Below are 25895 nucleotides of genomic sequence, written 5' to 3'. Positions count from 1 at the left end.
CGGGGAGGCCGCGGGACGCGGCGCGGGTCAGACGCGCAGTTCGGCGCGTCCGAGGCTGGAGAGGTGGACCTCGTCGGGCCCGTCGGCGATGCGCAGCGACCGGATGCCGGCGTACAGCTCGGCCAGGGGCGTATCACCGGAGACACCGGCGCCGCCGTGCACCTGGATCGCGCGGTCGATGATCTGCTGCACCGCGCGCGGGACGGCGATCTTGATCGCCTGGATCTCGGTCATCGCGCGGCGGTTGCCGACGGTGTCCATGAGCCATGCCGTCTTCAGCACCAGCAGGCGCAGGGCTTCGAGCTGGATGCGGGCCTCGGCCGCCCATTCGCGCACGACGCCCTGCTCGGCCAGGGTGCGCCCGAAGGCGTGGCGCGCCGATGCGCGCTCCCGCACGAGCGACAGCGCGCGCTCGCCCATGCCGAGGGCGCGCATGCAGTGGTGGATGCGGCCGGGGCCGAGGCGCGCCTGCGCGATCGCGAAGCCGTCGCCCTCGCCGGCGATCAGGTGCGACGCCGGCACCCGCACGTCGTCGAAGGCGATCTCGGCGTGGCCGCCGTGGTCGCGGTCGTCGTAGCCGAAGACCGTCAGCGGCCGGATCACGCGGACGCCCGGAGCGTCGCGCGGCACGAGGATCATCGACTGCTGGCGGTGGCGCTCGGCATCGGGGTCGGTCTTGCCCATCACGATGAAGATCGCGGCGTCGGGGTTCATCGCGCCGGTGGACCACCACTTGCGTCCGGTGATGACGTACTCGTCGCCCTCGCGGCGGATGCGGGTGCCGATGTTGGTGGCATCTGAGGATGCGACGTCGGGCTCGGTCATGCAGAACGACGAGCGGATCTCGGCCCGCAGCAGCGGCTCGAGCCAGCGTTCCTTCTGGGCAGGGGTGCCGAACTCGTTCAGCACCTCCATGTTCCCGGTGTCGGGGGCGGCGCAGTTGACGGCGGGCGGCGCCAGGCGCGGGCTCCAGCCGGTGATCTCGGCCAGCGGCGCGTACTGCAGATTGGTGAGCCCCGCCGCGCCCGTCTCGGCGGGGTCGCCGGGAAGGAACAGGTTCCACAGTCCCTCGGCGCGGGCGCGCTGCTGCAGCTCGGCGACCACGGGGAACCCGCCCCACCGGTCGGGCTCGGCGGCCAGCTGTGCGTCGAGCACCTGCTCGGCGGGGATCGCGTGCTCGTGCACGAAGGCGCGCAGACGCTCGCTCAGCTCGCGCGTGGTCTCATCGTGTGCGAAGTCCATCAGCGCACCTCCATTCCTCGTCGGGCGAGCGGTTCGACGAGGGCGCCCATCCGGTCGAATCCCGCCCCGACGGTGTCTCCGGCGCGGAAGCGGTAGTGGATGCCCTCGAGGATGACGGCCAGCTTGAACGCGGCGAACGCGCGGTACCAGCGGAGGTCGGGCACCGAGATCCCGGCGCGCTGCGCGTAGGCGTCGACGAGCTCGTCGAACGACGGGTAGCCGGCATCCGGGTCGACCGCGCTCGGCACGGCGCCGCCCGCCTCGCCGAGCGCGGCGATGTCCCAGTACAGGGCGAAGATGCCGAGATCCACGAGCGGGTCGCCGAGCGTCGCCATCTCCCAGTCGAGGATCGCGGAGATCAGCGGGTCGTCGGGGGTGCCGGAGACCAGCGCGTTGTCGAGACGGTAGTCGCCGTGCACGATCGCGGTGCGGGCCGAGACGGGGATGTCGGCGTCGAGCGTGCCGGCGAGGGCGTCGAGGGTGGGCGTCTCGCGGGACCGCGACGCGTCGAGCTGCCGCCGCCACGTCGACAGCTGCCGGGTGAGGTAGCCGTCGGGACGGCCGAAGTCGGCCAGGCCCACGGCATCCGGATCCACCGCGTGGAGGTCGGCCAGGTGGCGGACGAGCTGCAGGCTGAGCCGGCGCAGCGCTGCGGGGGAGTACGCGGCGTTCTGGGAGGCGTGGGCCAGCACGCTGCCCGGCGCCCGCTCCATCACGAAGAACACGGTCCCGGTGACCTCGGCGGCGGCCTCGTCGTCGACGACGTCGATCGCGACCGGCACCGGCACGGGCGTGGGTGCGAGGGCGGAGATCACGCGGTGCTCGCGGCGCATGTCGTGGGCGCTGGAGAGAACGTGCCCGAGCGGCGGACGCCGCACGACCAGGGGGACCGTGGCTCCGTCGACGGCGTACGTGAGGTTGCTGCGGCCACCGGCGATGACGGATGCCGTGAGCGGCCGGTCGGCGAGCGAGGGGTGTGCGCGCGTCAGCCACGCGGTCAGCCCCGCGGCATCCAGGCCTGGAACATCGGTCATCAGCGACTCGCCTTCTCCCTGCCTCCGGTGGCAGCCCCTCAAGCATACCGCCTGGTCGGTTTGTCGCAAGGCCGCGCCTGCTCTTTCCGGGGGCGGGGGTTCAGTCCTCGGCGGGTCGGGCGGCGGGCTGCTCGGCCGGCGCCGCGGCCGACCCCAGGGCGGCGCGGATGGATGCCGGAATCGGCGTCGGGCGCCGGGTTGCGGCATCCACGAAGACGTGCACGAAGCGGCCCGTCGCGATCGGCGCGTCGTCGCCGGGTCGCAGGATCTCGAGGGCCCACGTGATGCTGGTGCGGCCTGCGCGCTCGACGCCGATGCCGACCTCGAGCGGCTCGGGGAACGACGCGGACGCGTGGAACTCGCACGACGACGCCGCGCACAGGGCGATCGCCTCTCCCTGCGGGTCGAGCCCGCCCTCGGCGATCATGAAGGCGTTCACCGCGGTGTCCATCGCGGCGTAGTAGACCGTGTTGTTGACGTGCCCGTACTGGTCGTTGTCGTTCCAGCGCGTCGCGAAGGGGCGGCGCGCGAGATGGGCGGCCATCAGCCGTCCACCCGCAGCAGCAGGCGGAACGCGGTGCGGGCCCGTGCCGCGCTCGGCGTGTCGCCCGAGATGAGGTCGGCGTAGGTGAACGATTCCGACACCCGCACGAGCAGATACGCGAGGCCGGCCGGGTCGATGGCCCCGCCCAGGGGTTCGGCGCCGAGATCGCGGCGCACGAGCCAGTCGGCCGTGGCGACGTAGCGACGCTGGATCGGGCTCTCCTTCGTGGTGAGCAGGCGCAGCGCGCGGGCGGGCTCCCGGCGCAGGAATGAGCGGAAGTACTCCGCCGTGTTCAGGTCGTCGACGAAGTGGGTGAGGATCCCGGCGATGCGCTCGCCGCCGGCACGGCCGTCGCACGCGTGCTCGGCGCTCACGAGGGTGGGGATGGCCAGCGACCACAGCACCTCGCTGAGGAGGGCGTCGCGATTGCCGACCCAGCGGAACAGCGACGTGCGGTCGACGCCGAGGGAGGCGGCGAGGGCGCTCATGTCGATGCGGCGGCCGTCGATGAACAGCGCGCGCGCGGCGTCGAACGCGCGCTGCGCGTCGGCGTGGGTGCCGTCGGCGAGCCGCGCCGAGAGCCACGACGGCGCGGCCTCCACCCCGACGGAGGCGATGGTGGCAGCGGCGGTGAGCGTGCTCATGGCCTGACTCTACCCTTCGGGGTGCCTGACCATGCAACGAATCCGGAAACGTTGTGCAACATGTGGGAAAGTGTTGCATACTGACCTGACCGAACCGATGATCGGAGAAGACGATGACGTTCACCCTCCCCACCGCCCCCGCGCCGAGCACTCTGCCCGCGGACCTCCTGGAGGCCGACTTCTACGCGTTCCAGAGCCTGCTCACCGAGCGCGAGCAGTGCGCGCTGCGCGAGATCCGGCACTTCCTCGACACCGAGGTGCGGCCGTTCGCCGACGACCACTGGGAGCGCGCCGAGAGCCCGCGGCACCTCGTTCCCCGCATCGCGGAGCTGGGTCTCTACGGCAACGCGTTCCCGGAGACCCGGCAGTTCGAGAACTCGAACGTGTTCCGCGGCTGGGTGGCCCTCGAGATCTCGCGCTGCGACCCCTCGACGGCCACCTTCATCGGCGTGCACTCGGGCCTCGCGATGACCTCGATCGCCGTCGGCGGATCGGCCGAGCAGAAGGCGCACTGGCTGCCGCGCCTCGCCCGCGGCGAGCTGGTCGCCGCGTTCGGGCTCACCGAGCCCGGCCACGGCTCCGACACCGCCCGCGGCCTCGAGACCACCGCCGAGCGCCGCACCCGCGCCGACGGCACCCACGAGTGGGTGCTCAACGGCGCCAAGCGGTGGATCGGGAACGGGGCGTTCGCCGACCTCGTGGTGATCTGGGCGCGCGACGTCGCCGATGACCAGGTCAAAGGCTTCCTCGTGCGCACGCCCGCGGTCGGGTTCTCGGCCACGAAGATCGAGCGCAAGCAATCGCTGCGGGCCGTCGAGAACGCCGACATCGTGATGGACGGGCTCGTGGTGCCCGAGAGCGATCGGCTGCCGCACATCGACGGCTTCCGCGACGTCGCCGTCGTGCTGCGCCTCACGCGCGCCGACGTCGCCTGGCAGGCGCTCGGGGTGGCCGTCGGCGCGTACGACGCGGCGCTGGCCTACGCGAAAGCGCGCGTGCAGTTCGGCAAGCCGATCGCGGCGTATCAGCTCGTGCAGCAGAAGCTCGCGACCGCCCTCTCGAACATCACCGCATCCATCGCCCTGTGCGTGCGCGTCTCGCAGATGCAGGACGAGGGGATCCAGCGCGACCACCACTCGGCGATGGCGAAGGCCTTCGTCAGCGCTCGCATGCGCGAGACCGTCGCACTCTGCCGCGAGATCACGGGAGGCAACGGCATCCAGCTCGGCAGTCAGGACCAGCTCGACGCCGACCTCCCCGCCGGCTCCAGCGTCGCGCGCTACTTCGCCGACGCCGAGGCCGTCTACACCTTCGAGGGCACATTCGAGATGAACTCCCTCATCGTCGGCCGCGCGATCACCGGCATCGCCGCGTTCGTCTGACCCGCGACTCCACCCACCCCACCCGCCCCGCACCCATCCCACCCGCCCCCACCCCCCACCGCCCCCGCCCCGCACCCATCCCTCGCTGCTCCGCTGTCGCAATCGGTCGCCTGTCGCGCCGAACGCGACAGCGGAGCAGCAGACCACGTCAAGGAGGACGTCATGCCCGAGGCGTACATCGTCGCCACCGCCCGCTCGCCGATCGGCCGCGCCCGCAAGGGCTCTCTCGTCGGCATCCGCCCCGACGACCTCGCCGCCCGCATGGTCGCCGCCGCCGTCGAGAAGGTGCCGGGGCTGGATCCGGCGCGCATCGACGACCTCATGCTGGGGTGCGGTCAGCCCGCCGGCGAGCAGGGGTTCAACCTCGCGCGGATCGTCGCCGTGCAGCTCGGATGGGATGCCGTGCCCGGCGTCACCGTGAACCGGTACTGCTCCTCGTCGCTGCAGACCACGCGCATGGCGTTCCACGCGATCGCCGCCGGCGAGGGCGACGTGTTCGTCTCGGCGGGCGTGGAATCGGTGAGCCGCTACGCCGCGGGAGCCTCGGATCTGCCGTCGGCCGTGAACCCGCTCTTCGGAGAGGCGCTCGCCCGATCGCAGGAACGCTCCGCCGCGGGCGCGCCGGGGTGGACGGATCCGCGCGAGAGCGGAGCCCTGCCCGACCCATACATCGCGATGGGCCAGACGGCCGAGAACGTCGCGCAGCGGCACGGCGTGACCCGTGCCGAGCAGGACGCCTTCGCGGCGCGCTCGCAGCAGCGCGCCGAGGCGGCCATCGCCTCCGGGTTCTGGGCGGCCGACATCACCCCGGTGGTCCTCGACGACGGCACGCGGGTCGCCGCCGACGACGGCCCGCGGCCGGGCACCACGGTGGATGCGCTCGCGGGACTGGAGCCCGTCTTCCGCCCCGACGGCACCGTGACCGCCGGCAACGCGTGCCCGCTCAACGACGGGGCCGCCGCCGTCGTGGTCGTCTCGGACCGCGTCGTCGACGAACTCGGCCTCGAGCCCCTCGCCCGGATCGTGTCGACCGGGGTGAGCGGCCTGTCGCCCGAGATCATGGGGCTGGGCCCCGTCGAGGCCTCCCGGCGCGCGCTCGCACGGGCCGGGCTGTCGATCGACGACATCGACCTCGTCGAGATCAACGAGGCGTTCGCCGCGCAGGTCATCCCCTCGGCGCGCGCACTCGGCATCGACGAGGAGCGACTCAACGTGCACGGCGGGGCCATCGCGGTCGGCCACCCCTTCGGCATGACCGGGGCGCGCATCACCTCGACGCTCATCAACGGGCTCACCGCCACCGGCGGTCGCTACGGCCTGGAGACGATGTGCGTGGGCGGCGGCCAGGGCATGGCGCTGGTGCTCGAGCGGGTCTGAGCGCGCGGCATCCATCCCCGGTTCTGCCCTCACCTTCTCCAGGACGGGCGGAACCGGGGATGCGTGCGCTCAGGCGGGCACGAACAGCGCGATCGTCTCGGCGACGAGGGCGGGGCGCTCCGAGCCCTCGATCTCCACCGACGTGCGCGAGCTCACGCGATAGCCCTGGGGGCCGGGATCGACGGCGGCGATCTCCGTCACCGCCCGCACCCGCGCGCCGCTGGGCACCGGCTGCAGGAAGCGCACCTTGTCCAGGCCGTAGTTGACGACCATGGCGGCGCCGTCGACGTCGAGCAGACCCTGCACGAGCCGGGGGAGCAGTGACAGCGTGAGGTAGCCGTGCGCGATGGTGCCGCCGAAGGGACCGGATGCCGCGCGCGCGGCATCCAGATGGATCCACTGCCAGTCCTCGGTGGCGTCGGCGAACTGGCCGATGCGCTCCTGCGAGACCTCGAACCATTCGCCGACGGCGGTGCGCCCCACCACGTCGGGCAGCGCCGCGGGGCTGGTCACGGTGATCGTCATGCGCGCGGCCCGCCGGCGACGTAGAGCACCTGGCCCGAGACGAACCCGGCCTCCGCGGAGCAGAAGAACGCGGCCGCCGCCGCGATGTCGCCCGGGTGACCGGGGCGGCCGACCGGGATCTCCTTGGCGTTGAACTCGACGAACTGCTCGAACTCGACGCCGATGCGCGCGGCGGTGGCACGCGTCATGTCGGTGACGATGAACCCCGGCGCGATGGCGTTCGCGGTCACGCCGTATCGTCCGAGCTCGATCGCCAGGGTCTTCGTGAACCCCTGCATGCCGGCCTTGGCGGCGGCGTAGTTCGCCTGCCCGCGGTTGCCGAGGGCGGAGGTCGACGACAGGTTCACGATGCGCCCCCACCCGGCCTCGACCTGATGCTTCTGCACCTCCCGGCTCATCAGGAACGCGCCGCGCAGGTGCACGCTGAGCACGGCATCCCAGTCGTCCTCGGTCATCTTGAACAGCAGGTTGTCGCGGATGATGCCCGCGTTGTTCACCAGGATGGTCGGGGCGCCCAGCTCGTCGGCGACACGGCTCACGGCGCCGGCGACCGCGGCGCTGTCGGCGACGTCGGCTCCGACCGCGAGGGCGCGCCCGCCGGCGTCGGCGATGGCGGCGACCGTGTCGGCGCAGGCGGCTTCATCGAGGTCGATCACGCCGACGGCGTGGCCGTCGGCGGCCAGGCGCTGGGCGACGGCGGCGCCGATGCCGCGCGCGGCGCCGGTGACGATGGCGGTGCGGGTCATGTCAGTCCTTCCGGGTGGGGTCGGGGGTGGGGGTGTCGAAGACGATGAGCTGGCGCAGCTCGCCACCTGCGGCGAGTCGGTCCATCGCGGCGGCGATCCCGCCCAGCGTGATGTGCGAGGACACCAGGCGCTCCAGTGGCAGGCGGCCGGCGCGCCACAGCTCCACGTAGCGCGGGATGTCGCGCTCGGGAACGGCGGAGCCCAGGTAGCTGCCGATGATCGTGCGGGCCTCGGCCGTGAGGGTGAGCGGCGAGACGCTCGCGCGCGCGTCGGGGGCCGGCAGGCCCACCGTCACGGTCGTGCCGCCCGGCGCGGTGAGAGCCAGGGCGGTCTCGAAGGCCCGAGCCGACCCGGCGGCCTCGATGACGGAGGGCGAGTGGATGCCGCGGGCCATCGCCTCCGCGGGCTCCCATGCCTCCTCCGCGCCGAGGTCCCGCGCGAGCGCCAGCTTGGCCGGCACGGCATCCACGCCGATCACGGGGTGCCCGAGCGCCCTCGCGACCAGCAGCGCCGCCATGCCGACGCCGCCGAGGCCGACGACGACCACGGGCGCGCCGGGCGCGGGGCGCGCCGCGTTGAGCACCGCGCCGCCGCCGGTGAGCACGGCGCAGCCGAGCAGGGCGGCGATCTCGGGCGGCACGTCGGGATCGACCCGCACGACCGAGGTGCGGCTGACCACCGCGTGGGTGGCGAAGGCGGACACGCCGAGGTGGTGGTGCACGGCCTCGCGCTCGCCGTCGGCGCGGGTGCGGTGCAGGCGGATGCCGCCGCCCACGAGCGTGCCCGCGCCGTTGGCCGCGGAGCCGGGTTCGCACGGCAGTCGGCCGTCGGCGCGGCATCCCTCGCAGTTCCCGCACCGCGGGAGGAAGGTCATCACGACCCGGTCTCCCACGACCAGATCGCCCACGTCGGTGCCGAGGCGCTCCACGATGCCGGCGGCCTCGTGGCCGAGCAGCATCGGCGTCGGCCGCACGCGGCTGCCGTCGACGACGCTCAGGTCGGAGTGGCACACCCCGGCCGCCTCGATGCGCACGAGCAGTTCGCCCGGGCCGGGCGGATCGAGATCCACCTCGCCGACGGTGAACGGCGGGGAATCGGCGAACGGCGCCGCCGCACCCGACCGCTCGAGCACCGCTCCGGTGATGCGCATACGACCTCCTCGTCGTGGACGGGCCGCATCGGCGGCTCTCCGGACACCATACCGACCAGGCGGTATGGTGTCCACACTCTCTCGCCCGAGCCCGGGGAGGGCCCGCACTCGCACCCTCCGCTGCTCCGCTGCTCCGCTGCTCCGCTGTCGCAGTTGGCGCCTGCGCGAGCGGATTGCGACAGCGGAGCGGTGGACGACGGTTGAGTGGGCGACGAGCAGCGGCGGCGCAGAGGCGGCGCGGCTCAGGTCACCTGGTCGAGCGCGCCCTGCTTGGGCCGGGCCCAGCGGGCGGGGGTGTGCGGTCCGTCCCACACCTGCACGATGCCCCAGGCGACGGCCGTGATCGGCACGGCCAGCACCGCGCCGACGATGCCGCCGATCGCGGTGCCGGCGGCCAGGGCGATGAGCACGACGAACGCGTGCAGCTTCATCGACCGGGCCATGACCACCGGCTGCAGGAAGTTGCCCTCCAGCTGCTGCACGAGCACGATCACGCCGACGACCAGGAGCGCATTGAGCCAGCCATTGGTCACGAGGGCGACGAGGGCCGCGAGCGTTCCGGCCAGCGTCGCGCCGACGATCGGGACGAAGGCTCCCAGGAACACGATGACCGCCAGCGGCAGCGCCAGCGGCACCTGCAGGATGAGCAGGCCGATGAGGATGCCGACCGCATCGACCAGCGCGATCGTGGCCGTGCCGCGGATGTACGAGCCGAGCGTGGTCACCGACTTGTCGCCGATGCGCTCGGCGCGGGCGTAGTGGCTTCCCCGGAACGGGCGCAGCAGGAACTCCCACATCTGCGGGCCGTCCTTGAGGAAGAAGAACAGGATCACGACCATCAGGACGAAGCCGGTGACGAAGTTGGCCACCGCCCCGACGCCCGCCAGGGCGCCCGAGCCGAACTGCGCGCTCGTGACGAAGTCGACCAGCGCGTCGCCCCACTCCTGGAGCTGCGCGTCGGAGACGAAGGGGAGCGTGTTCACCCAGGTCAGCAGGTCCTGGAAGCCGTTGACCGCCTGCGCTGCCAGCTCGTCCCACTGGTCGCGCACGGCGACCGTGATCAGCCAGCCGATGCCGGTGAGCACCAGCACCGCCGCCAGCAGCGCGAGGATCGTCGCCAACAGCGGCGGGACGCGGTGGCGTCGCATCCATCCCATGGCCGGCGCGAACGCGCACGCGAGGATCAGGGCGACCGCGAGCGGGATCGTCACGATCGTGAGCGTCTGGATCACCCAGATCACGCCGGCGGCGACCGCCACGACGACGATGATCTGGACGGCGCGGGTCGCCAGGCGCCCGAACCCGTCCGCCCAGAGTCTCCAGGGCGACTGCGACTCGTCGGAGGCGGCGGCGGTGGATGCCGCGCCCGGCGCGGCCGGGCGGTCGGGGGTGCGTCGGAACAATCCCATGGGGGCGACAGTATCGGGCGCAGCGCGGAAGTGGGCGCTCAGTTCGCCGCGTGCCGGTGGATGCGTCCACGCCGCACCCACTTCTCGAGCTCCACGAAGACCGGGACGATCAGCGACAGGGCCAGGCACACCAGCCACTGCGTGCCGGTGAGCGAGGTCGTGCCCACCAGCCGCTGCAGGAAGTCGAGTTCGACCGCGGCCACCGTGAGCACGACGGGGATCGAGAGCCATTTCACCGCGGCGATGATCGGCGGGGCCAGGCCCGGCTCGGGGTCGCGACGCATGACGAGGCCGCTGATGATCGCGCCGAACGCGGCGACGACGAAGGTCATCGTGACGGGCGCGTTCGGGGCGGTGGAGCTGAGCTGGTCCGGATAGAGCAGGAGGGGGATGAGGGTCGCGACGAAGAGGAGTCCGCCATAGAGGAACCAGAGCGTCACCGCCCCGCGGTTGGCGATGGTCTTCTTCGGATCCCGTGGCGGCTTGTTCATGATGCCGTCGGGCACGGGGTCGAGCAGGATCACGATCACCGGGAAGATCACGATGAAGAAGTTGAGGAACAGCACCATGATCGGCGTGAGCGGCACGCCGTTGTTGATGTCGAAGATGCTCGCGACAAGGAACAGCAGCACGAGCGAGAACAGCTGCGACATCTGGAACCGCACGTAGCTGACGATCTTGTCGTAGATCGCGCGGCCGAGGCGCACCGCCGTGACGAGGGTGCCGAAGTTGTCGTCGACGAGGATCATCTTGCCGGCCTGCTTGGTGACGTCGCTGCCCGACCCCATGGCCACGCCGATGTCGGCCTGCTTGAGGGCGGCGGCGTCGTTGACGGCGTCTCCGGTCATCGCGACGACCGCGCCCTCCTCCTGCATGAGGCGGGCCAGGCGCAGCTTGTCCTCGGGCGTGACGCGGCCGAACACGTGGAGGCCCGGCAGCTCCTTCTTGATCTCGTCGTCGCTCATCGCCTGGAGCTGGGCGCCGCTGGCGGCACCGGCGCCCAGGCCGAGCTTCGCGCCGATCGCGGCCGCCGTGATGGCATGGTCGCCCGTGATCATGCGCACCTCGATGCCCGCCTGGCGGGCGATGCGCACCGCCTCGGCCGACGACGGGCGCAGCGGGTCGATGATGCCCACCAGCCCGACGAACACGAGATCGGCGACCGCCGTCATCGGGTCGGCGGGAAGCGCATCGGGTCCCTCGAAACGCCGGTAGGCGAAGGCGAGCACGCGCAGTCCCTGTTCGGACAGCTTGCGGTTGGCGGCGAGGATCGCCTCGCGCTGCCCGTCGATCGGCACGGTGCCGCCGGGCGTCGCCGCGCTCGCGCAGCGGTCGAGCACGACATCGGGGCCGCCCTTGACGAAGCCCACCGTGGCGGTGGAGCGCCCGGCGGGAATCTCGTGGAACGTCGCCATGAACTTGTACGCCGAGTCGAAGGGCACCTCTGCCAGTCGCGGATAGGTCGCGCGGGTGAGTTCGGCATCGGCCCCCATCTTCGCCGCGAGCACGACGAGCGCGGCCTCGGTGGGGTCTCCGACCACGGCGCCGTCGTCGGAGACCGTGGCGTCAGAGCACAGGGCCAGCCCGATCGACAGCGTCGAGAAGTCCGGGGCGGCGTGGCCGGCCACGCCCCGGATGTCGCCGACCTTCTCGTAGCCGGTGCCCGACACGGAGTACCACCGGCCGAGGTGGTACAGCGACTCGACCGTCATCTCGTTCATCGTGAGCGTGCCGGTCTTGTCGGAGTTGATCGCGCTGGTCGCCCCGAGGGTCTCGACGTCGGTGAGGTTCTTCACGACAGCCTTGTGGTCGGCGAGCTGCCGCGCCCCGTAGGAGAGCATCGCCTGCACGAAGGAGGGCATGCCGGTGGGGATCGCGGAGATCGCCATGGAGATGCCCAGCAGCACGACCGATGCGACCTCCTGGCCGCGCAGCAGGCCCGTGACGACGATGATCGCCACCGCGCCCCACGCGATCCACCCGAGCACGCCGGTGAGCGAGTCGAGCTCCCGCTGCAGCGGCGACTTCGCGGGCTTCACCGCCGAGAGCATCGAGGCGATGCGCCCCATCTGGGTCGTCATCCCGGTGTCGGTGACGACCACCGACGCTGTGCCGCGCGTGACCTGCGTGTTCTGGAACACCATGTTCGCGCGGTCGCCGAGGGTCGTGTCGGGATCATCCAGCGTGCCGGCGCCCTTGGCGATCGGGGCGCTCTCCCCGGTGAGCGCGGCCTCCTGCGTCTCGAGCGTCGCCGCGCGCAGGATGCGGCCGTCGGCGGGCACGATGTCGCCCGCCTCCAGCGCCAGCAGGTCGCCGGGCACCAGCGAGGTGGCATCCACCTGCTGGAGCGTGCCGTCGCGCACCACCTTCGCCTGCGGGATCTGCATCTTCGAGAGCGCGTCGACCGACGCTTTGGCCTTCAGCTCCTGGCGTGTGCCGAGCACGAGGTTCAGCACCACGAGCGCGCCGACGAGGATGCCCACGCTCACCTGCCCGATGAGCAGGCTGATGATGGCGACGGCGACGAGCATGATGTTCATCGGATCGGCGAGCTGGCGCAGCGTCACCTGCCAGACCGACGGCGCGGGCTCGGCGGCGATCGCGTTCGGGCCGTGCTCGGCCAGGCGGCGCGCGGCGGCATCCGCGGAGAGTCCGCGCTCGCGGTCGCCGCCGAGCGCGGCGACCACCGCATCGGGATCCTCGGTGAACCAGGGGCGGGCGGAGGTGTCCACGGGCGTCATGCTCAGCATCGTGGCCCCACGCGCGGGTCGCCACAAGGGCACGCCCCGCGCGGGCCGAGCGGGGCCCGGGCCGGGCGGGCTCAGCCGTCGAGACGCTCGCGCACGCGGCGAGCCATCTCGGCTGTCGGCATCGAGCGCGGGAAGACCGCCACCACGACGTCGTCGTCGGCGGGCTCGCGCTCGGCCGCCGGCCCGACGCCGAACCGGCGCAGCACGTCGTCGAGGGCTCGGCGCAGCACCGTGGCCGGCACGCGCTTGGGGCCGCGCAGCAGCTGGCGCAGCACGTGGTTGTGCACGGCGGTCACGAGGGCGGCGAAGCCCACCGCATCCACCGGGTCGATCCCCGGCAGCGCCTCGCGCAGGTACTCGTCGAACAGCCGCTCGTACCGGAACACGGTGACGATCTCGCGCTCGCGCAGGGCGGGCACCTCCCGCACGACCGCGTAGCGGCGCCGGGCCAGCTCCGGGTCGGCCGCGAAGTGCGTGAACACCCGCACCGAGGCCTGGCACACCGCCTCCCACGGGTCGGGGTGCGGCTGGGCGAGGAAGCCGCGCAGCTCGTCGAGCAGCAGCTCGTGGTCGGTGAAGACCACGTCGTCCTTGCCGCCGAACTGGCGGAAGAAGGTCGAGCGCGAGACACCGGCGGCCTGCGCGATCTGGTCGACGGAGGTCTGGTCGAAGCCCTGGGCGGCGAACAGATCGAGGGCCGCCGCGACGACGGCGTGGCGGGCGGCGGGAACGGTGGGGGCGGCGTCGCTCATCTCACGACAGAGCCTAGTCCGAGGGATGCCGCGGCGTGCCGTGCCGGTGCAATGCGGTCAGAGCCGCCCTCGGTGCGGTAGTAGGCTGGGGACTCGGTCGATATCTCGACGTCGAGACGCTTTTCGCGTCATCCCACCCCATTCGCCACCTGCGAAGGAATGCACTGTGGATCTGTACGAGTACCAGGCACGAGACCTTTTCGAGAAGTACGAGGTGCCGGTTCTCGCCGGCATCGTCGCCGACACCGCGGAGGAGGTGCGTGCCGCTGCCGAGAAGATCGGCGGAGTCGTCGTCGTCAAGGCCCAGGTCAAGACCGGCGGTCGCGGCAAGGCCGGCGGTGTGAAGGTCGCCAAGAACCCCGATGAAGCCTACGAGGCCGCGCAGGCCATCCTGGGCCTGGACATCAAGGGTCACGTCGTCAAGCGCGTGATGGTCGCCCAGGGCGCCCGCATCGCCCAGGAGTTCTACTTCTCGGTGCTGCTGGACCGCGCCAACCGCTCCTACCTGTCGCTGACCAGCGTCGAGGGCGGCATGGAGATCGAGCAGCTCGCCGTCGAGAAGCCCGAGGCCCTCGCCCGCATCGAGGTGGACCCCGCCGCCGGCATCGACCAGGCGAAGGCCGTCGAGATCGCGAAGGCCGCGAACTTCCCCGAGGAGCTCGTCGAGAAGGTCGCCGACGTCTTCGTGAAGCTGTACGACGTCTACAAGCGCGAGGACGCCACGCTGGTCGAGGTGAACCCGCTCGTGCTCACCGAGGAGGGCGACGTCATCGCCCTCGACGGCAAGGTCTCGCTCGACGAGAACGCCGAGTTCCGCCACGCCGGCCACGCGCTGCTCGAGGACAAGGCCGCGGCCGACCCGCTCGAGTCGAAGGCCAAGGAGCTCGACCTCAACTACGTCAAGCTCGACGGCGAAGTCGGCATCATCGGCAATGGCGCGGGCCTGGTCATGTCGACCCTCGACGTCGTCGCCTACGCCGGCGAGAACCACGGCGGCGTCAAGCCCGCCAACTTCCTCGACATCGGCGGAGGCGCCTCGGCCGAGGTCATGGCCAACGGCCTGGGCATCATCCTCGGCGACCCGCAGGTCAAGTCGGTGTTCGTGAACGTCTTCGGCGGCATCACCGCGTGCGACCAGGTCGCGAAGGGCATCGTCGGCGCGCTCGCCGAGCTCGGCAAGTCGGCCGACAAGCCGCTGGTCGTGCGCCTGGACGGCAACAACGTGGCCGAAGGCCGCCGCATCCTCGAGGAGGCGGCGCACCCGCTCGTCACCCTCGCCGAGAACATGGACCAGGGCGCCGACAAGGCCGCCGAGCTCGCGAACGCCTGACCCGCGACAGCCTCAGGGACCGAAAGAAAAACAATGACAATCTTCCTCAACAAGGACTCCAAGGTCATCGTCCAGGGCATCACCGGCGGCGAGGGCACCAAGCACACCGCGCGCATGCTCGCGGCGGGCACCCAGGTCGTGGGCGGCGTGAACGCCCGCAAGGCCGGCACCACGGTGCTGCACAAGGACGCCTCGGGCGCCGACATCGAGCTGCCCGTCTTCGCCTCCGTGAGCGAGGCGATGGCCGCCACCGGCGCCGACGTCTCGATCGCGTTCGTGCCGCCGGCGTTCACCAAGGACGCCGTGATCGAGGCCATCGACGCCGAGATCCCGCTGCTGGTCATCATCACCGAGGGCGTGCCCGTGCAGGACTCGGCCGAGTTCTGGGCCCACGCCAAGGACAAGGGCGGCAAGACCCGCATCATCGGCCCGAACTGCCCCGGCATCATCAGCCCCGGTGAGGCGCTCGTCGGCATCACGCCGGCCAACATCACCGGCAAGGGCCCGATCGGCCTCGTGTCGAAGTCGGGCACCCTGACCTACCAGATGATGTACGAGCTGCGCGACTTCGGCTTCTCCACCGCCATCGGCATCGGCGGCGACCCGATCATCGGCACCACGCACATCGACGCGCTCGCCGCGTTCGAGGCCGACCCCGAGACCAAGGCGATCGTGATGATCGGCGAGATCGGCGGCGACGCCGAGGAGCGCGCGGCCGACTTCATCAAGGCCAACGTGACCAAGCCGGTCGTCGGCTACGTCGCCGGCTTCACCGCCCCCGAGGGCAAGACGATGGGCCACGCCGGCGCCATCGTGTCGGGCTCGGCGGGCACCGCCCAAGCCAAGAAGGAGGCCCTCGAGGCCGCCGGCGTCAAGGTCGGCAAGACGCCTTCCGAGACCGCTGCGCTCATGCGCGAGCTGCTTCAGTCGCTCTGACGCGACGCCCTGACAGAGGGGTGGATGCCGCGGGTCGCGGCATCCACCCCTCTGTCGTTCCGCGCGCGGCGCGGGGGCACGGTGCGGCGGCGGAGCCGGGGCGTCCGGGCGGCCGTAGGCTGGAGCGCATGCCGCTGACCGGAGAGTACAAGCCGTCCACGTCCGAGTGGGCCCGCACCCAGGCCGAGAAGTTCGAGGCGTCGGGAGGGACCGAGGCCAACACCCTGCGCGGGGTGCCGATCATCGTGCTGACCACCGTCGGCTCGCACACCGGAGCCCTGCGCAAGACCGCGCTCATGCGCGTCGAGCACGAGGGCAGCTACGTCGTCGTCGCCTCCAAGGGCGGCGCGCCCGACGAGCCGCGGTGGGCCGAGAACATGCGCCGTCACCCCGAGGTGGAGCTGCAGGACGGATCGGTCAAGCGCGGCTACATCGCGCGCGAGCTCTCGGGTGCCGAGCGCGCCCCGTGGTGGGAGCGCGCCGCCGCGGTGTGGCCCGACTACAACGCGTACCAGGAGAAGACCGACCGCCAGATCGCGCTGTTCGTGCTCGAAGAGCCCACCGAGTAGCGGGCCGGCCCCGAGACGGGTGGGGCTCAGATCCCGAGCGCGGCGTCGATGGGGCCGCGGGCGAAGAACAGCACGAAGCCGCCCGCGACGATCCACAGCAGGGGGCTGATCTCGCGCGCCTTGCCCGACAGGGCCCGCACGATGACCCACGCGATGAAGCCCGCGCCGATGCCGTTGGCGATCGAGTAGGTCAGCGGCATCACCGTGACGGTGAGGAAGACCGGCAGCAGCACCGAGAAGTCGGACAGGTCGATGTTCTTGATCTGCGACATCATGAGCGCGCCGACGATCACCAGCGCCGCCCCGGCGACCTCGGTGGGCACGATCGAGACGAGCGGCGTGAAGAACATCGCCAGCAGGAACAGCGCGCCGGTGACCACGTTCGCAAAGCCGGTGCGAGCCCCCTCGCCGATGCCGGAGCCGGACTCGACGAAGACGGTGTTGGACGAGCTCGAGGTGAGTCCGCCGGCGATCGCGCCGACGCCCTCGACGATGAGCGCCGAGCGGATGCGGGGGAAATCGCCCTTCCTGTCGGCCAGGCCCGCCTCCTCCGAGAGCCCCGTCATGGTGCCCATGGCGTCGAAGAAGTTCGTGAACACCAGGGTGAACACCAGGCCCAGGGCCGCGACGACCCCGATGCGCTCGAACGATCCGAACGAGATCTGACCCACGAGCGAGAGGTCGGGCAGGCTCACGAGCGTGGTGGGGATCTCGGGAACCGACAGGCCCCACCCGCCCGGATTGCCGTCGGCCGCCGCACCGAGATCGAGGAGCGCCTCGACGATCACGGCGATCACGGCGCCGCCGACCAGCCCGATGAGGATGCCGCCCTTGACCCGCCGGGCCACGAGCACGCCCGTCAGCAGGAGGGTCACGACGAAGATGAGCGAGGGGATCGTCGCGATCGAGCCGTCGACGCCCAGCTGCACCGGGGGAGAGGCGAACCCGGTCGCGGTGACGAAGCCGGCATCGACGAAGCCGATGAACGCGATGAACAGGCCGATGCCCACGGTGATCGCGATCTTCAGCTGGATCGGCACCGCGTCGAAGATCATGCGACGGATGCCGGTGGCGGCGAGCACCACGATGATCACGCCGTTCACCACCACCAGCCCCATGGCCTCGGGCCAGGTGACCTGGCCGACCACGGCGACGGCGAGGAACGAGTTGATGCCCAGGCCTGCGGCGAACGCGAACGGCAGGCGCGTGACCAGGCCGAACAGCACCGTCATCACACCGGCCGTCAGCGCGGTCGCGGCGGCGACCTGCGTGAACGGGAGGGTGTTGCCGTCGATGTCGACCCCGCCCGAGAGGATGATCGGGTTCAGGATCACGATGTAGGCCATCGTCACGAACGTGACGATGCCCCCGCGCACCTCGGTGGTCGGGTTCGAGCCGCGCGCGGTGATCTCGAAGAACCGGTCGAACCCGTTGCGCGGCGCAGGGGGTGGGGCGTCGGTCGACGTGGTCGACGGTGTGCTGGTCATGCGGACCTCCCACAGAAGAAGGTAGCGCCCGCGCCGAACCGGGAGCCATCGCGCGTTCCACCCGGGCGAGCCGCCCGCTCGCGGGTAGGGTCGATGGCGCATGCATCGCCTGACTGTCGCACTCCTGTCGCTCATCGACGCCGCCATCGCGGTGGCCGTCGGTGTCGCGGCCATCCTCGCCCCCTGACGCTGCTGTGGGTGGTCGGCTTCGGCGGCACCGCCGACTGGGCGGCGCTGTGGCCGGCGACCGGCGTCATCTGGCAGTTCGGCCATCTCGCGCCGGTGGCGGTGACCCTCACCGGCGACTACCTCGCCGTGTCGGGGGTCGATCCCCAGGCAGCCTCGTTCACCCTCTCGCTCGCCCCGCTCGCCTTCGCCGCCTTCACGGCGGTGTTCGCCGCCCGCTCGGGCGTGCGCGCCTCGCGCGCGGAGGCGTGGGTCACCGGCGTCGTCACCGGCACGATCGTCGTGGCCGCGCTGTCGACCGGGATCGCCCTGACGACGGCCGCAGACGCCGCAGCTGTTGCGCTGTGGCAGGCGGTGCTGTTCCCCACGATCGTCTACGCCGTGCCGGCGGTCGCCGCGGCGGTCGCCACCGAGTGGGCCGAAGCGGGCGCGGGGGCCGTCGCTCGTCTGCGCGACCGGGTCGAGCGCCATCCGCTCGGGTGGGGGCACGTGCCGGCGCTCATCGCGCGGGGCTCCGCGGCGGCCGTGGCGGGCCTCGTCGCCGCCGGCGCGCTCGCGCTGACGGTGGCCGTCGCCGCCGGCGCGGGGGAGATCATCGCGCTGTTCCAGGCCGGTCACGTCGACGCGCTCGGCGCGACGGTGATCACCCTCGCCCAGTTCGCCTACCTTCCGACGCTCGTGATCTGGGGTGTGGCCTACATCGCCGGGCCCGGCTTCGCGCTCGGCGAGGGTGCCGCGGTGTCGGGCGCCGGCACCCAGGTGGGCGTGGTGCCCGGCATCCCGATCCTCGGAGCCGTGCCCGAGACGAGCAGCCCGTGGCTGCTGCTGCTCGCGCTGGCCCCGGTGGCGGCGGGCGTGCTGGCCGGCTGGATCACCCGCTCGCGGGTGCTCGCCCATGAAGTGGATGCCGCGGGCCGTCGCCCCGAGCACGAGCCGATGGGCGCACGCCTCGCGATCGTCGGGGGCATCGCGGTGCTCTCCGCGGCCGCGGCCGCGCTGCTGGCCGTCGTCGCCTCGGGGTCGGCCGGCCCCGGGAGCCTCGCGACGGTGGGTCCCGAGCCGGGACCGGTGGGCCTCGCGGTCGGCCTCGAGGTGGGGCTGGGGGCGGCGATCCTGCTGCTGTCGCCGCGCGGCCGGGCGACGGGGGATCCGGAGCCGGGGCCCGAGACGGGAGCGGCCTCCTGGATCGACGCCGCGCGTGCGGACGCGGCCCGCGCCGACGATGCGTCCCCCCGGGATGCCGCGCCCGTGCCCGTGCCGGCCGCGGACCCCGTTCCCGCGCCCGTGCCCGTGCCGGCCGGTCCGTCCGGCGATGACGACACCGTGCCTCTCGACGACGATCTCGACCTCCTGCGCGGCCCCGGAACCTCCGCCGGAGAACCGGACAACAGCGCCGGAGGCCGCGGGTAGACTTGCCGGGTGCTCACGGTCGCCGTCCTCATCTCCGGCGCGGGCTCCAACATGCGCGCGCTCCTCGAGGCTGCGGCTGACCCCGCCTTCCCCGCCCGCATCGTCGTCGTCGGCGCCGATCGTGAAGCCGACGGCGTCGCGCACGCCGAGGATTTCGGCATCCCGACCTTCCTCGTGCCGTTCGGCCAGTTCGACTCGCGCGAGGCGTGGGGTGCGGAGGTCTCGGCGCAGCTGGCGATCTGGAAGCCCGACCTCGTCGTGCTGAGCGGACTCATGCGCCTGCTGCCGAGCGCGCTCGTCGAGGAGTGGGCGCCGCGCATCATCAACACGCACCCGGCGTACCTGCCGGAGTTCCCCGGCGCCCACGGCGTGCGCGACGCGCTGATCGCCGGAGTCGCCCAGACCGGGGCGAGCGTCATCGTGGTCGACAACGGCGTGGACACCGGCCCGATCCTCGCGCAGGAGCGCGTGCCGGTGCTGCCCGGCGACGACCAGCACACCCTCCACGAGCGCATCAAGCCCGTCGAGCGCAGACTGCTCATCGACGTGGTGCGCCGCATCGCCGACGGCGAACTCGACCTGGCCGCCGCGGCGGCCGCCCCCGCTTCCTGACGCCGCCCGAACGGCATCCCGAACCTCTGAGGAGAACCGCATGGCCGGACCCCGCATCGACCCCGCCCTCTACCGTGACCGCGACGTGGTACCCGTGCGCCGCGCTCTCGTGTCGGTGAGCGACAAGACCGGCCTGCTGGCGCTGGCGGGCGCGCTCGCGGAGGCAGGCGTCGAGATCGTCTCGACCGGCTCGACGGCGGCCACCATCCGCGACGCCGGGCACACGGTGACCGACGTGGCCTCGGTGACCGGATTCCCCGAGTCGCTGGGCGGTCGCGTGAAGACCCTCCACCCCGGTGTGCACGCCGGCCTGCTCGCCGACCTGCGCCTGGAGGACCACGAGTCGCAGCTGGCGGAGCTGGGCATCCAGCCCTTCGAGCTCGTCGTGGTCAACCTCTACCCGTTCGTGGAGACCGTCCGCTCGGGGGCGACCGGCGACGCCGTGGTCGAGCAGATCGACATCGGCGGTCCGGCGATGGTGCGCGCCTCGGCGAAGAACTTCGCGAACGTGGCGATCGTCGTCTCGCCCGAGTCGTACCCTGCCATCATCGAGTCGGTCCGCCAGGGCGGCACCTCCCTCGCCCAGCGCCGCGACCTCGCCGCACGCGCGTTCGCGCACACCGCCGAGTACGACCGGGCGGTCGCCACGTGGTTCGCCGAGGAGACCCTCGTCGACGAGGGCGACCTGCCCCAGCACCTCACGATCAAGGCCGAGCGCCTCGAGACCCTGCGCTACGGCGAGAACTCGCACCAGCGCGCCGCGATCTACTCGCGCATCGGCGGCCACGGCATCGCCCAGGCCACGCAGCTGCAGGGCAAGGAGATGTCGTACAACAACTACGTCGACGCCGACGCCGCCCTGCGCGCCGCATTCGACATGGTCAAGCCGGCCGTCGCGATCATCAAGCACGCGAACCCGTGCGGCATCGCGGTCACCGCTCCGCAGGCGCTCGACCCGATCGCCAGCGCCCACCTGCGCGCGCACGAGTGCGACCCGGTGTCGGCGTTCGGCGGGGTGATCGCCGCCAACCGCACGGTCACCCTCAAGATGGCCGAGAACCTGCGCGACATCTTCACCGAGGTCATCGTCGCGCCCGACTTCGAGCCCGAGGCGCTCGAGGTCTTCAAGCTCAAGAAGAACCTGCGCGTGCTGCGCCTGCCCGAGGACTGGAAGCAGGAGCGCATGGACGTGCGCCTCGTCTCGGGCGGTCTGCTCCTGCAGGATGCCGACCGCTTCCCCGACGACATCGAGTCCGTCGCGAAGAACTGGGAGCTGGTCTCGGGCGAGCGTCCGACCGACGAGGAGATGACGAACCTCATCTTCGCGTGGAAGTCGTGCCGCGCCGTGAAGTCGAACGCCATCGTGCTCGCCAAGGGCTCGGCGACGGTCGGCATCGGCATGGGCCAGGTCAACCGGGTCGACTCGTGCCGCCTGGCGGTCGAGCGCGCAGGCGACCGCGCGGCCGGCTCGGTCGCGGCATCCGACGCCTTCTTCCCCTTCGCCGACGGTCCCCAGGTGCTCATCGACGCCGGCATCAAGACGATCGTGCAGCCGGGCGGGTCGGTGCGCGACCAGGAGGTCGTGGATGCCGCCCGCGAAGCCGGCGTGACGATGTTCTTCACCGGCGAGCGCCACTTCTTCCACTGAGCGCGGGACGGGCGGTGTCCACGGTCAGGCCGCCGGACGACCGTACTCCTCCAGCCAGCGCAACCACACCTCGCTGACGGTGGGGTAGGGCGGCACCGCGTGCCAGAGGCGGTCGATCGGCACCTCGCCGACGATCGCCACGGTCGCGGCGTGCAGGAGCTCGGCGACGTCGGGTCCGGCGAAGGTCGCGCCGATGAGCGTGCCGCGGTCCTCGTCGACGATCGCCCGCGCCCGCCCCTCGTACCGGTCGGCGTGCGTCGTCGCGCCGGCGAGCCATGCCAGGTCGTAGTCGAGCACGCGCACACGCCTGCCCGCCTTCTGCGCGGAGTCCGCAGTGAAGCCGACAGACGCGATCTCCGGTTCGGTGAAGACGACCTGCGGCACCGCGTCGTGGTCGGCCGTGGCGACGTGCGCGCCCCAGGGGCGGTCGTCGACCCGGCTCCCGCGGGCACGCGCGGCGATCGCGTCGCCGGCTGCGCGGGCCTGGTACTTGCCCTGATGCGTGAACAGGGCGCGGTGGTTCACATCGCCCACTGCGTACAGCCAGTCCGTGCCGGCGACCCGCAGCGTGTCGTCGACCTCGAGCCACTCCCCGGGGGGCTGCGAGATCGCCTCCAGAGCGAGGTCCATCGTGCGGGGCACGCGCCCGGTCGCCACGAGAACCTGCTCCGCCACGACGCGGCCGCCGTCGCTCAGGGCGAGCACCGCGTTCTTCTCGGTGCGGTGCGCCTCGGACACCTCCACCCCGGCGCGCACCGTCACCCCGAGGGCGCGCAGCGAGGCATCCACCATCTCGCCGGCGAACGGCTCGAGGCCGCGGAGGAGTCCCGACCGCGCGATCACCGTGACCTTCGTGCCGAACCCGGCGTAGGCGGTGGCGAGCTCCGTGCCCACCACGCCCCCGCCCAGCACGGCGAGGCTGGCGGGGGCGGACTTCGCGCTGGTCGCGTCGCGGCTCGTCCACGGCTCGATCCCGGCGAGCCCTGGGATGTCGGGCAGCAGCGCCGCCGACCCGGTGCACACCGCCACCGCGTGGCGGGCGCGCAGCAGCGTCACGCCCGTGTCCGTGGACACCGCGATCGCCTTCGGCCCGGTGAAGCGCGCGTGGCCGCGCACCAGATCGATGCCCGTCTTCTCGAGCCAGCGCACCTGGGAGCCGTCGTCCCATCCGTGCACGATCGCGTCGCGCCGGCCGAACACGCCCGCCACGTCGAGATCCCCGGTCACCGCCGCGGCGGCGCCGTCGACCGCTCGTGCGGCGCGGAGGGCGGATGCCGGTCGCAGCAGCGCCTTCGACGGCATGCACGCCCAGTACGAGCACTCGCCGCCGACGAGCTCCGCCTCGACGATCACCGTCGACAGTCCCGCCTGCGCCGTGCGGTCGGCGACGTTCTCGCCCACCGCACCGGCCCCGATCACGATCACGTCGTACTCCTGCGCACCCATGCGGTGCACGCTAGCGCGGCGTGCGTGCGCGCGGCCAGGGGTTGCGCGCGGGCGGGAGAGGTGCGCGCGCCCGACGGCCCCGCCGGCGGCGCGCCGGCGGGGCCACGGGAGGCGCGGGTCAGACCCGCGTTGCGACCTGCTCGGACGCGTGCGCGGCGACACGCAGCCGCCGCGCCGCGACGAACAGCCACACGGTGAGTCCGAGTTCGGACGCGATGGAGGGGATCGCCACGATCAGCAGCATCACGTCGGCGATGCCGGCGTAATCGGAGGCGATCAGGTGCGCGACCGTGTCGACCGCGTAGGCGGCTCCGGCCACGATCAGCCCGATTCCGAGGGGGCGCGCCGCGATGCGCGAGCGCAGCAGGATCGTGCCGACGACCATGAGGTGCCCGCCGAAGGCGAGGAGGCCGATGATCCAGGTGATGTCGAAGGCCTCGAGCAGCACCACCACGAGGGGTGCAGCCGCGGCGGCGTCGACCGCGGTGCCTCCGGTCGCGAGCTGTCCGGCCAGGTGCAGGAACGCGACCCCGGCACCCAGCAGCACCGTGTAGGTGAGGCGCAGCCAGGCGGCCAGGAGCGATCGCATCCGGCCGGTGCCGCTCAGTACGACGTGGAGCGCCCACGCGACGATCACGTCGACGACGAAGATCAGGGCGAACGCGAGCACGGCCAGTCGGTACAGGCCGGGATCCCCGGCGATCGCGGTGACCATGGCGTCGGCGTCGCCGGCACCGAGCACCGGCTGCACGACGGCGAAGTTGCCGAACATCGCGCACACAAAGATCGCTGCGTACCCGCCTCCCGCCCACAGGGCCGCGCGCGCGGGCCGGGTGTCGTCGGGAGTGGATGCCGCGGCGGCGGCGAGCGCAGTCAGACGCGTGTTCACGATTCCTCCTCGATGACGACGGCGGCCTTTCCGCAGATGCGGCCCGCCACGAGGTCGTCGATCGCCTCGGCCGCGCGGTCGAGGGGGTAGGTCCGGGTCAGGGTGGGGCGCACCCGGCCCGCCGCGACCAGAGCGGCCACGCGCGCCATCGGCGCGTGGTGCTCGGGGGCGATGAAGAAGCGGAGACGCTGGCGGGTGACCAGCGACAGCACCGCCGCGCCGATCTGGCGCAGCATCCCGCCCGTGAGCGGGTCTCCGCCCTCGCCACCGACGATCGCGAGCGTGCCGGTCGGCGCCAGGATGCGGCGCAGGCGCCGCAGCGGCGTGCGCCCGCCCGTGTCGATGATCGCGTCGAACACCTCGCCCGACGCCGTGACGTCCTCGGCCTGGTAGTCGATGACCCGCTCGGCGCCGAGGCTCCGCACGAACGCCGCCTTCGCGCCGCTGGCGACGGCCGTGACGTGGGCGCCGCGTGCGGCGGCGAACTGCACCGCGTACGATCCGACGCCGCCGGAGCCGCCGAGCACGAGCACGCGCTGGCCCGCCTGCACATCGGCGACTTCTTCGACGGCGGTCAGGGCGGTGACGCCCGACACGGCGAGCACGGCCGCCTCAGCGGCATCCAGTGAATCCGGGGCCAGGGCGAGCCGGTCGGCGTCGGCGAGCGCGAACTCCGCGAACGAGCCGTCGGCGATGCCGAAGACCTCGTCGCCGGGGGAGAGGCGCGCGACGCCCTCGCCGGTGGCGACGACGGTGCCGGCGACATCGGCCCCGCGCACGGGCTGGGCCGGGCGGCGCAGCCCGAAGCCGAGCAGACGCACGAGGTAGGGCCTGCCGGTCATGAGGTGCCAGACCCCGCGGTCGACCCCCGCGGCGCGCACGCGCAGCAGAACCTGGCCTGCGGCGGGCGCGGGAGTCGGCCGGGATTCGACGGCGAGCGCGTCGGTGGAGCCGTAGCGGTGCTGGGCGAGAGCCCGCATGGTGCCTTTCGTGGTGGTCGTGGTGGCCATGTCATCCTCCCGTGGATGTTTCTCGTACTAAGTACGAACTGTTGGCATCACGGTACTCGTACTTAGTACGATGGGTCAAGACCCGATGGTCGAGACCCGATGGACGATCCGAAAGGAGACCCCGTGCCGACACCTCCCTCGCCGCGCACCCGGCCCACCCGCGAGCGCATCATGGCGGCCGCCGTCGACCTCGCCGATCGCGACGGCATCGACGCCCTCACCATCCGCGCCCTCGCCAAGGAGATGGGGGTCGGCCCGATGACGCTGTACCACTACGTCGAGGGAAAGGAGCAGGTGCTCGACGGCATGGTCGATGTCGTGTTCGAGAAGATCGCCCTTCCCGATCCGGCGCGGCCCTGGCGCGACGCGGTGCGCGCCCGCTGCGCGTCGGCGCGAGAGGTGCTGGTGCGGCATCCCTGGTCGGTGCCCCTGCTCGAATCGCGGCGGTCGCCCGGGCCCGCGACCCTGCGCCACCACGAGGCGATGCTCGCGTGCTTCCTCGAGGCCGGGCTGTCGATGCCGTTGACCGCGCACGCCTATGCGGTGCTCGACGCCTACGTGTACGGGTTCGCGATCCAGGAGGCGAGCCTTCTCGTGCAGGGCGGAGAGGGGTCGGCCGAGACGGCGGCCGAGGTGTCAGAGGGCTTCTCACCCGAGAGCCACCCCCATCTCGTGCGCTTCACCACCGAGCACGCGATGAGGCCCGACTACCGCTTCGGCGATTCCTTCGCGTACGGTCTCGACCTCGTGCTCGACGGCCTCGAGGCGGCGGCTGGCGACGAGGCCGCCGGCGTGGGCGTCGCCTGACGACGCGAGG

The 25895-nt window shown here is 72.3% G+C and carries 23 protein-coding genes; 9 read left to right on the top strand and 14 right to left on the bottom strand.

Annotated elements, in window-relative coordinates:
* Positions 1-27: 27 nt before the first annotated feature.
* The 4 genes from HQM25_RS12885 to HQM25_RS12870 all read right to left on the bottom strand — a co-directional run bounded on the left by HQM25_RS12885 (position 28) and on the right by HQM25_RS12870 (position 3464).
* Positions 28-1242, bottom strand: coding sequence for an acyl-CoA dehydrogenase family protein (locus tag HQM25_RS12885; protein ID WP_172990603.1), 1215 nt, complete (start codon positions 1240-1242; stop codon positions 28-30).
* On the bottom strand, positions 1242-2276 hold the full coding sequence (locus HQM25_RS12880) for a phosphotransferase family protein (protein ID WP_172990602.1): 1035 nt from the start codon (positions 2274-2276) through the stop codon (positions 1242-1244). Before HQM25_RS12880 ends, HQM25_RS12885 begins: the two co-directional genes overlap by 1 nt.
* Before the next feature lie 100 nt (positions 2277-2376).
* A complete protein-coding gene (locus HQM25_RS12875) occupies positions 2377-2820 on the bottom strand; it encodes an acyl-CoA thioesterase (protein WP_172990601.1) in 444 nt (147 codons plus the stop codon).
* On the bottom strand, positions 2820-3464 hold the full coding sequence (locus tag HQM25_RS12870) for a QsdR family transcriptional regulator (RefSeq protein WP_172990600.1): 645 nt from the start codon (positions 3462-3464) through the stop codon (positions 2820-2822). The genes HQM25_RS12875 and HQM25_RS12870 overlap by 1 nt, the downstream gene beginning before the upstream one ends.
* A 113-nt stretch (positions 3465-3577) precedes the next feature.
* Between HQM25_RS12870 and HQM25_RS12865 the strand changes: the two genes are divergently transcribed.
* A complete protein-coding gene (locus tag HQM25_RS12865; RefSeq protein WP_172990599.1) occupies positions 3578-4846 on the top strand; it encodes an acyl-CoA dehydrogenase family protein in 1269 nt (422 codons plus the stop codon).
* A 162-nt stretch (positions 4847-5008) separates the two neighbouring features.
* On the top strand, positions 5009-6223 hold the full coding sequence (locus HQM25_RS12860; protein WP_172990598.1) for an acetyl-CoA C-acetyltransferase: 1215 nt from the start codon (positions 5009-5011) through the stop codon (positions 6221-6223).
* Positions 6224-6292: 69 nt separating this feature from the next.
* On the opposite strand, the gene HQM25_RS12855 is transcribed toward HQM25_RS12860, so the two are convergent.
* From HQM25_RS12855 to HQM25_RS12830, 6 genes are all read right to left on the bottom strand, one after another.
* Entirely contained in the window at positions 6293-6748 is a 456-nt protein-coding gene (locus HQM25_RS12855; RefSeq protein WP_172990597.1) for a MaoC family dehydratase, read from the bottom strand.
* A complete protein-coding gene (locus HQM25_RS12850; RefSeq protein ID WP_172990596.1) occupies positions 6745-7494 on the bottom strand; it encodes an SDR family oxidoreductase in 750 nt (249 codons plus the stop codon). The genes HQM25_RS12855 and HQM25_RS12850 overlap by 4 nt, the downstream gene beginning before the upstream one ends.
* 1 nt (position 7495) lies before the next feature.
* Positions 7496-8644 (bottom strand): alcohol dehydrogenase catalytic domain-containing protein, encoded by a 1149-nt coding sequence (locus tag HQM25_RS12845; protein ID WP_172990595.1) that lies wholly within the window; start codon positions 8642-8644, stop codon positions 7496-7498.
* A gap of 242 nt (positions 8645-8886) precedes the next feature.
* Positions 8887-10053, bottom strand: coding sequence for an AI-2E family transporter (locus HQM25_RS12840; RefSeq protein WP_172990594.1), 1167 nt, complete (start codon positions 10051-10053; stop codon positions 8887-8889).
* A gap of 38 nt (positions 10054-10091) precedes the next feature.
* Positions 10092-12794: a cation-translocating P-type ATPase gene (locus HQM25_RS12835; protein ID WP_172990593.1), complete on the bottom strand. Its 2703-nt coding sequence runs from the start codon at positions 12792-12794 to the stop codon at positions 10092-10094.
* Positions 12795-12874: 80 nt separating this feature from the next.
* The gene (locus tag HQM25_RS12830) at positions 12875-13555 is read right to left on the bottom strand and encodes a TetR family transcriptional regulator (protein WP_172990592.1); all 681 of its coding nucleotides are present in this window, start codon (positions 13553-13555) and stop codon (positions 12875-12877) included.
* A 166-nt stretch (positions 13556-13721) separates the two neighbouring features.
* Between HQM25_RS12830 and sucC the strand changes: the two genes are divergently transcribed.
* The 3 genes from sucC (at position 13722) to HQM25_RS12815 (ending at position 16390) form a co-directional block, all read left to right on the top strand.
* On the top strand, positions 13722-14885 hold the full coding sequence (gene sucC / locus HQM25_RS12825; protein ID WP_172990591.1) for an ADP-forming succinate--CoA ligase subunit beta: 1164 nt from the start codon (positions 13722-13724) through the stop codon (positions 14883-14885).
* A gap of 33 nt (positions 14886-14918) precedes the next feature.
* Positions 14919-15821, top strand: coding sequence for a succinate--CoA ligase subunit alpha (gene sucD, locus HQM25_RS12820; protein WP_172990590.1), 903 nt, complete (start codon positions 14919-14921; stop codon positions 15819-15821).
* Between the two features lie 128 nt (positions 15822-15949).
* Positions 15950-16390 (top strand): nitroreductase family deazaflavin-dependent oxidoreductase, encoded by a 441-nt coding sequence (locus HQM25_RS12815; RefSeq protein ID WP_172990589.1) that lies wholly within the window; start codon positions 15950-15952, stop codon positions 16388-16390.
* A gap of 26 nt (positions 16391-16416) precedes the next feature.
* On the opposite strand, the gene HQM25_RS12810 is transcribed toward HQM25_RS12815, so the two are convergent.
* Positions 16417-17877, bottom strand: a complete 1461-nt coding sequence (locus tag HQM25_RS12810) for an NCS2 family permease (RefSeq protein WP_172990588.1) — start codon at positions 17875-17877, stop codon at positions 16417-16419.
* Positions 17878-18075: 198 nt separating this feature from the next.
* Here HQM25_RS12810 and HQM25_RS12805 point away from each other — a divergent pair, with 198 nt between their 5' ends.
* The 3 genes from HQM25_RS12805 to purH are packed head-to-tail and all read left to right on the top strand — an operon-like array spanning position 18076 to position 21733.
* Complete coding sequence (locus tag HQM25_RS12805; RefSeq protein WP_172990587.1) at positions 18076-19473, top strand: cell division protein PerM; 1398 nt, start codon at positions 18076-18078, stop codon at positions 19471-19473.
* Positions 19474-19482: 9 nt separating this feature from the next.
* Positions 19483-20085 (top strand): phosphoribosylglycinamide formyltransferase, encoded by a 603-nt coding sequence (purN, locus tag HQM25_RS12800; RefSeq protein ID WP_172990586.1) that lies wholly within the window; start codon positions 19483-19485, stop codon positions 20083-20085.
* Positions 20086-20125: 40 nt separating this feature from the next.
* A complete protein-coding gene (gene purH, locus HQM25_RS12795) occupies positions 20126-21733 on the top strand; it encodes a bifunctional phosphoribosylaminoimidazolecarboxamide formyltransferase/IMP cyclohydrolase (protein ID WP_172990585.1) in 1608 nt (535 codons plus the stop codon).
* A 24-nt stretch (positions 21734-21757) separates the two neighbouring features.
* Here purH and HQM25_RS12790 read toward each other — a convergent pair whose 3' ends face one another.
* The 3 genes from HQM25_RS12790 to HQM25_RS12780 form a co-directional block, all read right to left on the bottom strand.
* Complete coding sequence (locus tag HQM25_RS12790) at positions 21758-23179, bottom strand: dihydrolipoyl dehydrogenase family protein (protein ID WP_172990584.1); 1422 nt, start codon at positions 23177-23179, stop codon at positions 21758-21760.
* Positions 23180-23297: 118 nt separating this feature from the next.
* Positions 23298-24068, bottom strand: coding sequence for a DUF4386 domain-containing protein (locus tag HQM25_RS12785; protein ID WP_172990583.1), 771 nt, complete (start codon positions 24066-24068; stop codon positions 23298-23300).
* Positions 24065-25078, bottom strand: coding sequence for an NAD(P)-dependent alcohol dehydrogenase (locus tag HQM25_RS12780; protein WP_254359333.1), 1014 nt, complete (start codon positions 25076-25078; stop codon positions 24065-24067). Before HQM25_RS12780 ends, HQM25_RS12785 begins: the two co-directional genes overlap by 4 nt.
* Before the next feature lie 123 nt (positions 25079-25201).
* Between HQM25_RS12780 and HQM25_RS12775 the strand changes: the two genes are divergently transcribed.
* Positions 25202-25885 carry a TetR/AcrR family transcriptional regulator gene (locus HQM25_RS12775; protein WP_254359331.1) on the top strand — a complete coding sequence of 228 codons (684 nt, stop codon included), beginning with the start codon at positions 25202-25204 and terminating at the stop codon, positions 25883-25885.
* The last annotated feature ends 10 nt before the right edge of the window (positions 25886-25895 follow it).

It is taken from the genome of Microbacterium hominis, assembly GCF_013282805.1.
GTDB lineage: Bacteria > Actinomycetota > Actinomycetes > Actinomycetales > Microbacteriaceae > Microbacterium > Microbacterium hominis_B.
This window is presented reverse-complemented; position numbering and strand designations above follow the sequence as displayed.